This window comes from Streptomyces sp. NPDC059355 (assembly GCF_042752335.1).
In the GTDB taxonomy this organism is placed as follows: domain Bacteria; phylum Actinomycetota; class Actinomycetes; order Streptomycetales; family Streptomycetaceae; genus Streptomyces.
On sequence record NZ_JBHYXN010000052.1, the window covers coordinates 13,127 to 25,189 of the forward strand.

At 70.3% G+C, this 12,063-nt stretch carries 12 protein-coding genes; 10 read left to right on the forward strand and 2 right to left on the reverse strand.

Annotation, left to right across the window (positions count from 1 at the left end; all coding sequences use genetic code 11):
- The first annotated feature begins 11 nt into the window (after positions 1–11).
- The 8 genes from ACFXGI_RS33375 to ACFXGI_RS33410 all read left to right on the forward strand — a co-directional run bounded on the left by ACFXGI_RS33375 (position 12) and on the right by ACFXGI_RS33410 (position 5,981).
- The gene (locus tag ACFXGI_RS33375; RefSeq protein ID WP_384714989.1) at positions 12–608 is read left to right on the forward strand and encodes a hypothetical protein; all 597 of its coding nucleotides are present in this window, start codon (positions 12–14) and stop codon (positions 606–608) included.
- Between the two features lie 39 nt (positions 609–647).
- The gene (locus ACFXGI_RS33380) at positions 648–1,280 is read left to right on the forward strand and encodes an MBL fold metallo-hydrolase (protein ID WP_384714992.1); all 633 of its coding nucleotides are present in this window, start codon (positions 648–650) and stop codon (positions 1,278–1,280) included.
- A 30-nt stretch (positions 1,281–1,310) separates the two neighbouring features.
- Entirely contained in the window at positions 1,311–2,096 is a 786-nt protein-coding gene (locus tag ACFXGI_RS33385; RefSeq protein WP_384714995.1) for an exodeoxyribonuclease III, read from the forward strand.
- A 66-nt stretch (positions 2,097–2,162) separates the two neighbouring features.
- Positions 2,163–2,603 carry a DUF6278 family protein gene (locus ACFXGI_RS33390; protein WP_384714998.1) on the forward strand — a complete coding sequence of 147 codons (441 nt, stop codon included), beginning with the start codon at positions 2,163–2,165 and terminating at the stop codon, positions 2,601–2,603.
- A gap of 107 nt (positions 2,604–2,710) precedes the next feature.
- Positions 2,711–3,454, forward strand: a complete 744-nt coding sequence (locus ACFXGI_RS33395) for an amino acid ABC transporter ATP-binding protein (protein ID WP_030858240.1) — start codon at positions 2,711–2,713, stop codon at positions 3,452–3,454.
- Between the two features lie 10 nt (positions 3,455–3,464).
- Positions 3,465–4,439 carry a glutamate ABC transporter substrate-binding protein gene (locus ACFXGI_RS33400; RefSeq protein ID WP_384715002.1) on the forward strand — a complete coding sequence of 325 codons (975 nt, stop codon included), beginning with the start codon at positions 3,465–3,467 and terminating at the stop codon, positions 4,437–4,439.
- 16 nt (positions 4,440–4,455) lie between these two features.
- Positions 4,456–5,100 carry an amino acid ABC transporter permease gene (locus tag ACFXGI_RS33405; protein WP_384715004.1) on the forward strand — a complete coding sequence of 215 codons (645 nt, stop codon included), beginning with the start codon at positions 4,456–4,458 and terminating at the stop codon, positions 5,098–5,100.
- Positions 5,097–5,981 carry an amino acid ABC transporter permease gene (locus ACFXGI_RS33410; RefSeq protein WP_384715007.1) on the forward strand — a complete coding sequence of 295 codons (885 nt, stop codon included), beginning with the start codon at positions 5,097–5,099 and terminating at the stop codon, positions 5,979–5,981. The genes ACFXGI_RS33405 and ACFXGI_RS33410 overlap by 4 nt, the downstream gene beginning before the upstream one ends.
- A gap of 36 nt (positions 5,982–6,017) precedes the next feature.
- Here the strand turns inward: ACFXGI_RS33410 and ACFXGI_RS33415 are convergent, their stop codons facing one another.
- Positions 6,018–7,616 (reverse strand): CocE/NonD family hydrolase, encoded by a 1,599-nt coding sequence (locus ACFXGI_RS33415; RefSeq protein ID WP_384715011.1) that lies wholly within the window; start codon positions 7,614–7,616, stop codon positions 6,018–6,020.
- A 121-nt stretch (positions 7,617–7,737) separates the two neighbouring features.
- On the reverse strand, positions 7,738–8,964 hold the full coding sequence (locus tag ACFXGI_RS33420; protein WP_384715014.1) for an Ig-like domain-containing protein: 1,227 nt from the start codon (positions 8,962–8,964) through the stop codon (positions 7,738–7,740).
- A 285-nt stretch (positions 8,965–9,249) separates the two neighbouring features.
- Here ACFXGI_RS33420 and ACFXGI_RS33425 point away from each other — a divergent pair, with 285 nt between their 5' ends.
- Together ACFXGI_RS33425 and murJ are read left to right on the forward strand one after the other, a co-directional pair.
- Positions 9,250–10,350: a lipid II:glycine glycyltransferase FemX gene (locus ACFXGI_RS33425; protein ID WP_384715018.1), complete on the forward strand. Its 1,101-nt coding sequence runs from the start codon at positions 9,250–9,252 to the stop codon at positions 10,348–10,350.
- Positions 10,347–12,026: a murein biosynthesis integral membrane protein MurJ gene (gene murJ / locus ACFXGI_RS33430; RefSeq protein ID WP_384715021.1), complete on the forward strand. Its 1,680-nt coding sequence runs from the start codon at positions 10,347–10,349 to the stop codon at positions 12,024–12,026. The genes ACFXGI_RS33425 and murJ overlap by 4 nt, the downstream gene beginning before the upstream one ends.
- Positions 12,027–12,063 lie beyond the last annotated feature (37 nt).

A 12,063-nucleotide genomic window follows, 5' to 3' on the forward strand; every position in this document is an offset into this window, starting at 1 on the left:
GGGGGCACGCAGTGACCCCGCCCTCCCTGCCCCGCCAGGCGCCGGCCCCCGACGAGGGCGGCACCCCCGGCACCCCCCTCCCGGTGGAGGACCGGCGGCACGTCGTACGGCGCCGCTGGATCACCGCGATCATCATCCTGCTGCTGGTCGGCGTGCCCGCGGGCTACCTCGCCGTCTCCGCCCGGCAGAGCCGTGAGAGCGGCCGGGACAAGGCCGCCAAGGTCGGCGCGACGAAGGTGCGCCCCGGCTGGCCCTCCAAGGTGCAGCGCAGCATCTACGAGGTGCCGATCCCGCCGAAGGCCTGGCGGGTCGGGTTCCTGGAGACCAACAACTGGCGCACCAGCCGGCTGTACGTCCAGTTCGCGGTCACCCCCGCCGACCTGGACACCTTCCTGGCCGAGATCGGCACCAGCCGGTCCGGGCTGAGCCGCGAGGTCTCCGTCGGGGCGCACGACGCCGCGATCGCGGGCTGGAGCTGGGGCCCGCACAACACCTGGTACGGCACCACCCTGGAGCAGCCGAACCCGCGCCCCACCCGGGACGTCACGGTCGACCTCACCGACCCGGCCAAGCCGAGGGTCTACGTGGTCTCCACGGCGACGCCGTAGCGACGGCGGCCCGGCGGGGCCCGCCGATAGCCTGCTCCCATGAAGCTCACCAAGCGGCTGCACTCCTGTGTCCAACTGGAGAAGGACGGGCGCGTCCTCGTCATCGACCCGGGCGCCTTCAGCGAACCCGACGCCGGGCTCGGGGCGGACGCCCTGCTCGTCACCCACGAGCACCCCGACCACTTCGACGAGGGCCGGCTGCGCGCCGCCCTCGACGCCAACCCGGCTGCCGCGCTCTGGACGCTGCGCAGCGTCGCGGAGCGGATGGCCCCCGCCTATCCGGGCCGGGTGCACACCGTCGGCCACGGGGACGCCTTCAGCGCCGCCGGCTTCGAGGTCCAGGTCCACGGCGAGCTGCACGCCGTGATCCACCCCGACATCCCGCGGGTCACCAATGTCGGCTACCTCGTGGACGGTTCGCTCTTCCACCCCGGTGACGCGCTGACCGTGCCCGAGGTGCCCGTGGACACGCTGATGCTGCCGGTGCACGCGCCCTGGAACAAGGTCGCCGAGGTGATCGACTACCTGCGCGAGGTCAAGCCGCGCCGGGCGATCGACATCCACGACGCCTACCTCTCGGACATCGCCCGGCCGATCTACGACAACGCCCTCGCGGCCCTGGGCGGCACCGACCACGGGCGGCTCGCCGCCGGGGACGCCGCCCAGCTGTGACTGTCGGTGCCGGGCGGTAGGTTGGACGGCATGCGTATCGCCACGTTCAACGTCAACTCGATCACCGCCCGGCTGCCCCGGCTGCTGGCCTGGCTGGAGAGCTCCGGCACCGATGTCGTGTGCATCCAGGAGACCAAGTGCTCCGCGGAGCAGTTCCCGCACGAGCAGCTGCGCGAGCTGGGGTACGAGTCGGCCGTCAACGCCACCGGCAGGTGGAACGGGGTGGCACTGATCTCCAAGGTCGGCCTGGAAGACGTGGTCAAGGGTCTGCCCGGCGGCCCCGACTACGAGGGCGTCGAGGAGCCCCGGGCGGTCTCCGCCACCTGCGGCGGGGTGCGCCTGTGGTCGGTGTACGTGCCGAACGGCCGCGAGGTCGAGCACGACCACTACGGGTACAAGCTGGACTGGTTCCGCGCGCTGACCACCGCCGTCGCCGAAGACGCGGCCGGCCCGCGCCCGTTCGCGGTGCTCGGCGACTACAACGTGGCCCCGACCGACGAGGACGTGTACGACCCGGCGGTCTTCGCCGGCCTGACCCACGTGACCCCCGCCGAGCGCGCCGCCCTGGAGGCACTGCGTGCCGCGGGCCTCTCCGACGTGCTGCCGCGCCCGCTCAAGTACGACCGGCCGTACACGTACTGGGACTACCGCCAGCTCGCCTTCCCCAAGAACCGGGGCATGCGCATCGACCTGGTCTACGGGAACGAGCCCTTCACCAAGGCCGTCACCGACGCGTACGTCGACCGCGAGGAGCGCAAGGGCAAGGGCGCCTCGGACCACGCGCCGGTGGTCGTCGACCTGTCGCTGGACGCGTAGCCGGTCCCCGGACGGATCCCGCGCGCCCTGTGGTCAGCGCGGGATCCTGGTGCCAGGCTGGTCGGTATGAACATCCCCTTCCTGGACCACTGGCTGAACCGGCACGAAACGGAACGGGGTGCGGGACTCGCCGCCGCCCTCACGGACGACTCCGAGGGCGTCAACGAGTTGTTCTCGGAATGCGAGATGCTGCGCGTCCAGGCGCGCGCGGCAGGGCTGGAACTCGACGGGAGTCCGGCCTCGTTGGAGGCGCTCGACCAGCTGATGCCCCGCTGGCGCCGGGACCCCGAGGTCGTGCCCTGGCTCGGCAACGACGCGGGCTTCTACCTCGGCACGGTGATCATCCGGACCAAGCTGGGCTCCACCTGGCAGGTCTGGCCCAACGGTCAGCCGGTGATCCGCCTGGCCTCGGGCCGCGAGCTGAACGTGGTGGAGTCGGGGGTGTCCTGGGCGATGACGGGCTCCCCGGAGCTCTCCCAGGCGTACGCCGAAGCCTCCGAAGGCTGACCTGATTGATCTTTATGTCGCCTTTAGGCGTGTCGAGCGGAAGTGCCCTTCCGCCGCTGGATAGTTTGCGCTGACCTCGACACTCCGACAGGTGGGCAGGGCAGCGTATGGCCGTCGATCCGTTGATCGAGCTGCGGGACGTCAACAAGCACTACGGGGCGTTGCACGTTCTGCAGGACATCAACCTCACTGTCGGCCGCGGGGAGGTGGTGGTGATCATCGGCCCCTCCGGCTCCGGGAAGTCGACCCTGTGCCGGACGATCAACCGCCTGGAGACCATCGAGTCGGGCACGATCCGGCTCGACGGCAAGCCGCTGCCGGACGAGGGCAAGGAGCTGGCAGCCCTGCGCGCCGACGTGGGCATGGTCTTCCAGTCCTTCAACCTCTTCGCGCACAAGACCGTCCTCGCCAACGTCTCGCTCGCGCAGGTCAAGGTCAGGAAGCGCAAGAAGGACGAGGCCGACAAGCGCTCCCGGGAGCTGCTCGGCCGCGTGGGCCTCGCCGACCAGGCCCCGAAGTACCCCGCCCAGCTCTCCGGCGGTCAGCAGCAGCGCGTCGCGATCGCCCGGGCCCTCGCCATGAACCCCAAGGCGCTGCTCTTCGACGAGCCCACCTCGGCCCTCGACCCGGAGATGATCAACGAGGTGCTGGAGGTCATGCGCCAGCTCGCCGCCGACGGCATGACCATGGTCGTCGTCACCCACGAGATGGGCTTCGCCCGGTCCGCCGCCAACCGCGTCGTGTTCATGGCCGACGGCAGGATCGTCGAGGACCGCACGCCGGAGGAGTTCTTCACCGCCCCGGAGAGCGAGCGGGCCCGGGACTTCCTCTCCAAGATCCTCAAGCACTGAGGGCGGGCCGATGAAGCGCACCCACGGCGCGCGCCCGCGCGCCCGCCGCCGTCCCCGCCCGTCCCGCCCGTCCCGCCGTCCCCTGCGTCTCCTGCCGCTCCTCCTCGTCGCCGTCCTGCTGGCGCTCCTCTCCGGTTGCGGCAAGGAGGGCAGCCCGCCGGTCAAGGGCCCCCAGCCCGAGGACCTTCCGGTGTACAAGGTCGCGACCGGCTTCGAGCTGCCGCAGTCCCGTACCTGGGAACGCGCCAAGAAGCGCGGCCACCTGGTGGTCGGGGTCAAGGAGGACCAGCCGTACCTGGGCGAGAAGGACCCGGCGAGCGGCCGCTACTCCGGTTTCGACGTAGAGATCGCCAAGATGATGGCGGCCTCGCTCGGCTTCGATCCCAAGACGATCGAGTTCAAGACGATCGCCTCCGCCAACCGCGAGACGGCCCTCCAGAACGGCCAGATCGACTACTACGTCGGCACCTACACGATCAACGACAACCGCAAGAAGCAGGTCGGCTTCGCCGGCCCGTACTTCATGGCCGGCCAGTCCCTGCTCGTGCGCAAGGACGAGAAGGACATCAAGGGGCCGGGCGACCTCGCCGGCAAGAAGGTCTGCTCCGCCGCCGGCTCCACCCCCTACCAGCGGCTGGGGCGCGAGTACCCCAAGGCGGTCCTCGTCGCGTACGACACCTACTCGGTCTGCGTGGACAACCTGCTGACCTACCAGGTCGACGCCGTCTCCACCGACGACTCCATCCTCCTCGGCTACGCGGCCAAGGTCCCCGAGGAACTGAAGGTCGTGGGCGAGCCCTTCTCCAAGGAGCCCTACGGCATCGGCGTCCCGCGCAGCGACAACGCCCTGCGCTTCGCCCTCGACGACGCCCTGGAGGAGCAGGAGAGGAACGGGAACTGGAAGAAGGCGTACGAGGCCACGCTCGGCCTGTCCGGCGTCCCGGCCCCCAAACCGCCCGCCATCGACCGCTACCCGGCGAGCTGAGGGGAGAGCCACCACCATGTACGTGCTCACACAGAACTTCTCGCTCTACTGGCAGGGCTTCCTCGGAACCGTCCAGCTCACGGTCTACGCCTCGCTCCTCGCCCTGGTCCTCGGCTTCGTGATGGCCTCCTTCCGTGTCGCGCCCGTCGGCTCCTTGCGGGTCTTCGGCACGGTCTGGGTCACCGTGCTCCGCAACACCCCGCTCACCCTGCTCTTCTTCGCCGTGCTGCTGGGCCTGCCGCGCTTCGGTCTGGTCCTGCCCTTCCAGATGTTCGCGGTCCTCGCCCTGGGCTGCTACACCTCCGCCTTCATCTGCGAGGTACTGCGCTCGGGCATCAACACCGTGCCCAAGGGCCAGGGCGAGGCCTCCCGCAGCCTGGGCATGACCTTCACCCAGACCCTGGGCTCGGTGGTCCTGCCGCAGGCCTTCCGCAGCGTCATCCCGCCCATCGGGTCCACGCTGATCGCCCTCGCCAAGAACTCGGCGATCGCCGGCGCCTTCAGCGTCACCGAGCTGCTGGGCACGTACAAGACACTCAGCGAGCTGGGCTACAACATCATCTGGACCTTCGTCTGGATCGCCGTCGGCTACCTGATCATCACCTTGTCCATCAGCGCGCTCTTCAACGTGCTGGAGAAGCGCTGGGGGATCACCCGATGACCGCGCACGCGCTCCATGGGGACCTGGAGTCCACCGCCCTCTACGACCTGCCCGGCCCGCGGACCCGGCGCCGGCACTTCCTCTACGGGATCGCCGCCACGGTGGTGATCCTCGCCCTGCTCGCCTGGATCCTCTACCTCCTGTTCGACACCGAGCAGTTCACCGCCGCCAAGTGGAGCCCCTTCACGTACAAGGGGATCCAGGAACTGCTGCTCAAGGGGCTGGGGAACACCCTCAAGGCCTTCCTGTACGCCTCGGTGTTCTCGCTGGTCCTCGGCGCGGTGCTCGCGGCCGGGCGGCTCTCCGTGCACCGGCCGGTGCACTGGGCGGCCACGCTGTGCGTGGAGTTCTTCCGGGCCATGCCGGTACTGGTGATGATCTTCTTCATCTTCGTCGCCCTGAAGGTCCAGCCGCTGCCCGCGCTGGTGGCGGGGCTGACCCTGTACAACGGCTCGGTGCTCGCCGAGGTCTTCCGTACGGGGATCAACTCCGTCGACCGGGGCCAGCGCGAGGCGGCGTACGCGCTCGGCATGCGCAAGACCCAGGTGATGACGTTCGTGCTCGCCCCGCAGGCGGTGCGGGCGATGCTGCCCGCGATCATCAGCCAGCTGGTGGTGGCCCTGAAGGACACCTCGCTCGGCTACCTGATCACGTACGAGGAGTTCCTGCACGCGGGCAAGCTGATCGCCTCGAACCTCGACTACGACCTGCCGTTCATCCCCGTCGTGATGATCATCTCCCCGATCTACATCGGGATGTGCATGCTGCTCTCCTGGTTCGCCGGCTGGGTGGCGCGGTTCGAGCGGCGCAGCCCGAAGACCGGGGCGGTCGACGTGGTCGAGGCGGAACCCGGAACGGTGCTGCCGGGCGGTTCACGGTAGCTCCGAAGAGCCGCCCCGCCCGGCAGCAGCCGCAGATCACTGCTCGCGCAGAGGTACCGAGACGTACGAGGGATCGGTGCGCGGCGAGGAGAAGGTCAGCTGTGCGCCGGTGGGGTTGTGCTCGATGTAGAGGGGGTCGACGGTGTCGATGACGAGGGCGAGCCGGTGGCCCTCGGGCACGTCGTAGGCGGTGGAGAACAGGTCCAGGTCCACGCCGAAGGACTGGCCCCGGGGCTTGCCGTGGAAGGTGTACGGGGCGTTGCTGACGAGCTTGCCGATGCCGAGCGGGCCGACGTCGTAGAGGTACGCGACGAACGTTCCGTCCGGGGCGGTGGGGGTGACCGTGGTGTGCAGCTTCACCGTGCCGCGGATGCGGCGGTCGGCGTCCTGGCGCGGGGACTGCCAGACGGCGGCGAAGGCGCGCGGCAGGAGCGGGACGGAGACGGTCGGGGGAGCCTTGGCGAACTGGTCCAGGATTCCGGAGAGCAGGACGACGCCGCCGTCGGCGCCCGAGTCGACGCCCGTGAAGACGTGCTCGCTGTCGGAGAGCGGCAGCTTCTCGGTGCCGCCGGAGCCGACCGACTTCCAGTCCGCGTAGCCTTCGTATCCCTCGCTGCTGCGGGACTTGATCTGCACCGGCGCCTCGGTGTCCACGCCGTTGCGCTCGCCCTTGAGGTAGCGGTCGAACCAGCGGTGGGCGTTGGTCCAGGTGTCGTTGGGCAGCCCGAGCAGGCCGGTGCCCTCGGCGGTGGCGTGGTCGCCGGGCCGGAACTCCAGGCGCTTGGGGCCGGTCAGCCTCTCGTAGAAGGCCGCGTACTGGTTGGGCGGGAAGATGGTGTCTCCCCAGGCGTTGCCCAGCATGATCGCGGCGCCGTTGGCGTTGATCTCGTCGATCCGCTCCCCGGCTGAGCGCTTCTTGCCCCACTCGATCATCTGCTCTTCCCGGTCCAGCCGGGAGCCGGCGAAGTCGCCGAGGATCTGCCGGAGTTCGGGGCCGGGGCGGCCGGTCAGGTAGCCGGCGCCGCCGAGCAGGGCCGCGGCCTGCAGGTGCTGGGTGCGGCCCGAGTAGATCGACTCGATGATGTCGGCCCAGCCGCTCAGCGCGACCACGGCCTTGATCCGGGGATCGTGCGCGGAGGCCAGCAGGCTGATGCCCGCCCCGTACGAGACCCCGCCCAGGCCGATGCGGGCGGCGTCGGCCGGGGTGTTGGCGAGCGCCCAGTCGATGACGGCGGACGCGTCGGCGACGTCGGGCGGGCCGGCGACCTCGATCCGGCCGCCGGAGAGCCAGAAGCCGCGGGAGGTGTAGCTGACGACGACGTAGCCGTCGTCGGCGAGCTTCTCGGCCTGGGCGACGTATTCGATCTGCGGCATGCCCCAGCTGGTGGGGAGCACGATGAGCGGGTACGTCCGGCCGGGCCGCGCGTCGGCGGGGGTGAAGACGTTGCCCTTCAGGGTGATTCCGCCGGAGCCGGGGATGTCGTGGAAGCGGAGGTCGGACGAGGCCGACGAAGCCGCCGCGGCGGGGGCGGTCGCCGCCCGGGCCTGGTGGGGGGCCAGGCCCAGGGCGGCTGCCGCGAGTACGGCCGCCACGGCGGCCGCGGTGCTGCTGGTGGTGCGGGCGGTACGGACCATCGATCGCTCCTCGCGTGCGCCGGTGTCAAAGCGACCCGACGGTAACGGGAGGGGCTTACCGGGGGTAACCCGTCGGTGAGCTACGCGCTGGTAACGATTGAAGGTGTGTCAAGTGCGCGGATCAGCCGTTCTGGGGAGTGGCGCCCGCGCCGCCGGCCAGGGCGCTCTTGGCCTTCCACTCGTCCCAGGACAGGTTCCACTCGCCGTAGCCGTTGCCGATGTCGGCCTTGCCCTTGGACCCGTCCCCGGTGACCTCGACCAGGTCGCCCGGCTGGGTCTCGGCGAACAGGTCCTTCGCGTTGGCGTCGCTCATGCCCACGCAACCGGAACTGGTGTTGGCGCGGCCGAAGTTGCCGGAGTTCCACGGCGCGGCGTGGATGTACATGCCCGACCAGGTCACCCGCATCGAGTAGTCGACCATCTTGTCGTAGGAGTCGCCCAGGCCCACCGTCTGGGAGTCCATCCGGATGGTGCCCTCCTTGGCCATCAGCACCATCTTCCCGGACCAGGAGGCCTTCTGGCCGCCGGGCGTGCCCGCCGAGACCGGGATGGTCTTCACCGCCTGGCCGTCCTCGGTCACCGTCATCTTGTGGGTGTCGAGGTTCACCTGGAGCCGGCGGTCCTTGCCGATCTTGAACTCGGTGTTGTAGTCCTTGACGAACATCCCGCCGCCCTGGCCCGAGTCCACCCCGTTGAGGTTCATCTCGACCTTGACGTCGGTGCCGGACTTCCAGTACTCCTTCGGCCGCCAGTCCACCCGGTCGTTCCCGCTGTAGTCCTTGAACCAGCCCCAGGAACCCTCGGTGTTGTTCGAGGTGGTGACCTTCAGGTGCTTCTCCACCTCGGCCTTGTTCTTCACCGGGTTGTCGAAGACGATCGAGACCGGCTGGGCGATGCCCACCACCGGAGTGGCCTTGCCCGGGTTGATCGTGACCTTGTTCACCTTGTCCGCGGCGACCGTCTTGAACTGGGCGCTCGCGCTCTGGCTGTCGGTGTTCTGCGCCTCGACCTTGTAGTCCGTGCCCGGCGAGGCGTTGCGCTCGGACGTCCAGGACTTGCCGTCGTCGGCTATCTTCCCGGGCAGCTCGCCGCCCTTGCCGTCGGACACCTTCACCGTGGCCAGCTTCCCCTCCGGGAGGGTCACCTTCACCGGCTCGCCGGGCTTGGCCTGATCGCCCGTGAGGTTCACGGATATCGCCATGTCCGGCTTCTTCTTGGCGTCCGCCGCGCCGGAGCCCTTCGCGTCACCGCCCGAGCCGCCCCCGCAGGCGGTCAGCGCGGCGGCCATGAGTGCGGTCCCGGCCAGCATGGCGTGGCGACTGCGTGCGGTACGGCGTGTGCGGCTCAACGAAACCCCTCCAAGTAATGATCGTTCGCAAATGGAGATGCGGACGGCATGACTTTAGGTTGCACAAACCGCCGAAAAGATCCGACTTTCTGTTGTGACGTGGGCCGCAGCGAAACGGTCATCGTCCGGTCACAATCGCCGCGCACGCCGGTCACGGACTCCTGTGAGAGTCCTGTGTGTCCCGCATCCCCGGACGTACAGGAAGGCCGATTTGCCGTGTGCGCACTGCTCGTGAACCCCGCCCAGCGACACCAGTCCCCGGAGCGGGAGCTGAGTGTGCGTCCCATGTCCGTACCGGAATACCAGGGTTTCCTTTTCCGGAACCGGAACGCGAGCTTTCTGCAGTACCCGTCCTGGGCCGAGGTAAAGGACCTCTGGCGCTCGGAAAGGGTCGCATGGCACTACCCCGACGGGCAGACGGCCGGTGCCGGGCTGGTCCTCTACCGCCAATTCCCCGGCACCCGAAAATACTTCGCCTACCTCCCCGAAGGCCCGGTCGCCGACTGGTCCGACCCGCACATCGACCGGTGGCTGGACCCCCTGAAGCGTCACCTGCGCGCCGCGGGCGCCTTCGCCGTCCGGATGGGGCCCACGCCCGCCTATCGCCGCTGGGACGCCGCCGCCGTCAAGTCCGGGACCGGGCCGGGCCGGCAGATATCCGACGTGCTCGCCACCGAGGTCGACCCGGTCGGAGCAGCCCTCGCCGACCGGCTGCGCACCCGCGGCTGGAAGCGCTGCGGGGGCGAGGACGACGGCGACGCCCAGCCCCGCCACGTCTTCCGCGTACCGCTCGCCGGGCGCTCCCGGGACGAGCTGTGGTCCGGCCTCAACCAGGAGTGGCGGCGCAACGTCCGCAAGGCCGAGAAGGCCGGAGTGCAGACCGTCGTCGGCTCCGCCGCCGACCTGCCCGAGTTCTACCGGCTGCTGCGCATCACCGAGGAGCGCGACGGCTTCCGCCTCGGCCGCTCGCTCTCGTACTACCAGCAGCAGTACGAGGTCCTCAACGCCGAGGCGCCCGGTCGGATGCGCCTCTACCTGGGCGTCCACCAGGGCGAGATCCTCGCCGCGCACACCATGATCGTGGCCGGCAACCGGGTCTGGTACCAGACCGGCGCCTCCGCCGACCACCGCCGTGAGGTCCGCCCCAGCAACGCGCTCCAGTGGCGGATGATGTGCGACGCCCTCGATCTCGGAGCCGACGAGTACGACATGCGCGGGGTACCCTCCACCCTTGACCCCGACGAACGTTCTTTCGGGCTGCTGCGCTGGAAGCTCGGCACCGGCGGGCAGGTCGTCGAAACGCTCGGCGAGTGGGAGACCCCCATGGACGGATACGCCAACACGGCGCTCCACAAGGCATTCCAGGCCTACCTGGCCCGCCGGTGACCACCACCGACACCCGACCGGCCACCGGCCCCACCGCCGACGGAGCCGCCGACGCGGCACCGGGGAAGACCTCGGTGCTGCGCAGCGGCGCCCTCATGGCGGCCGGCTCGATCGTCTCCCGCGCCACCGGATTCGTCCGCTCCGCCGTCGTCGTCGCCGCGCTCGGCACCGGGCTGCTCGGCGACGGCTACGCCGTCTCCAACACCGTCCCGAACATCCTGTACATGCTGCTCATCGGCGGCGCGCTCAACGCGGTCTTCGTCCCCGAGCTGGTCCGGGCCGCGAAGGAGCACGAGGACGGCGGGGCCGCGTACACCGACCGGCTGCTCACCGCGTGCACCGCGGCGCTCGTCGTACTGACCACCGTCGCCGTGGTGGCCGCGCCGCTCATCGTCGCCGCGTACACCCCGTACACCGGCAGCCAGGCGAGCACCACCGTGGCCCTGGCCCGCTACTGCCTGCCGCAGATCCTCTTCTACGGGCTGTTCACCCTGCTCGGCCAGGTGCTGAACGCCCGCAGCCGGTTCGGCGCGATGATGTGGACCCCCGTCCTCAACAACTTCGTGATCATCGGCGTCTTCGGGCTCTTCCTGTACGTCTCCCACGGCTCGGCGGACGGCCTGACGGCCGGCGAAACCCGCCTCCTCGGCCTCGGCACCACCGCCGGCATCGTCATCCAGGCCCTCGCGCTCATCCCCTCGCTGCGCGCCGCCCGCTTCCGCTGGCGCCCCCGCTTCGACTGGCGGGGCCAGGGCCTCGCCCGCCCGCTGCGCAACGCGGGCTGGCTGGTCATGCTCGTGCTCACCAACCAGATCGGCTACTGGGTCGTCACCCGGCTCTCCACCGCCACCGGACACCGGGCCGTGGAGGCCGGGCTCGCGGGCGGCGCCGGGTACACCGCCTACAGCAACGCCTACCAGCTGTGGATCGTCCCGCAGGGCATCATCACCGTCTCCCTCGTGACCGCCCTGATGCCCCGGATGAGTGCTGCCGCCACCGACGGCGACCTCGGCGCGCTCCGCCGCGACGTCTCCTACGCGCTGCGCTCCAGCGCAGCCCTCGTCGTCCCCGCCGCCGCCCTCTTCGCGGCGCTCGCCCCCTGGGTGATGGGCAGCGTCTTCGGGTACGGGCGCACCGGCGCCGCCGACACCGAGTTCATGGCCGGCATGCTCGTCGCCTTCGCCCCCGGCCTGATCGCCTTCTCCGGCCAGTACGTCCTCTCGCGCGCCTTCTACGCCCTCTCGGACACCCGGACCCCCTTCTTCCTGAACCTGGTCATCGCCGCCCTGAACGCCGGACTGTCCGCCGCCGCCTACCTGCTGCTGCCCCCGCGCTGGGCGGTCACCGGCATGGCCGGCGCCTACTCCGTCGCACTGTCCGCGGGCCTCGCGGTGACCGCGTACACCCTCGCCCGCAGGCTCGGCCCGCGCACCGGAACCCGTACGGAGCGCCGCGCCACCGCGGTCCGCACCCACCTGCGGCTGCTGACCGCCTGCCTGCCCGGGGCCGCCGCCGGATACGCGGCCGCCCGGGCCGCCGACGGCCTCGGCGACTTCGCAGCCGTCGCCGCGGGAACCGCGGCGCTCGCGCTCGTCGTCGTCCTCCTCGCCAGGCCGCTCGGCCTCACGGAAATCACCGACCTGCTGGACTCCGCGCGGCGCAAGATCAGCCGCTAGAGAGAGAACAAGCCTTCGAGCACCTTGGATAATGACC

Excerpts from the sequence above, each read along its gene's own strand:
- ACFXGI_RS33415 (WP_384715011.1), bottom strand. The coding sequence starts at position 7,616 with ATGGTCCGTACCGCCCGCACCACCAGCAGCACCGCGGCCGCCGTGGCG.
- ACFXGI_RS33405 (WP_384715004.1), top strand. The coding sequence starts at position 4,456 with ATGTACGTGCTCACACAGAACTTCTCGCTCTACTGGCAGGGCTTCCTC.
- ACFXGI_RS33425 (WP_384715018.1), top strand. The coding sequence starts at position 9,250 with ATGTCCGTACCGGAATACCAGGGTTTCCTTTTCCGGAACCGGAACGCG.
- ACFXGI_RS33390 (WP_384714998.1), top strand. The coding sequence starts at position 2,163 with ATGAACATCCCCTTCCTGGACCACTGGCTGAACCGGCACGAAACGGAA.
- ACFXGI_RS33385 (WP_384714995.1), top strand. The coding sequence starts at position 1,311 with ATGCGTATCGCCACGTTCAACGTCAACTCGATCACCGCCCGGCTGCCC.
- ACFXGI_RS33395 (WP_030858240.1), top strand. The coding sequence starts at position 2,711 with ATGGCCGTCGATCCGTTGATCGAGCTGCGGGACGTCAACAAGCACTAC.
- ACFXGI_RS33410 (WP_384715007.1), top strand. The coding sequence starts at position 5,097 with ATGACCGCGCACGCGCTCCATGGGGACCTGGAGTCCACCGCCCTCTAC.
- ACFXGI_RS33380 (WP_384714992.1), top strand. The coding sequence starts at position 648 with ATGAAGCTCACCAAGCGGCTGCACTCCTGTGTCCAACTGGAGAAGGAC.
- ACFXGI_RS33400 (WP_384715002.1), top strand. The coding sequence starts at position 3,465 with ATGAAGCGCACCCACGGCGCGCGCCCGCGCGCCCGCCGCCGTCCCCGC.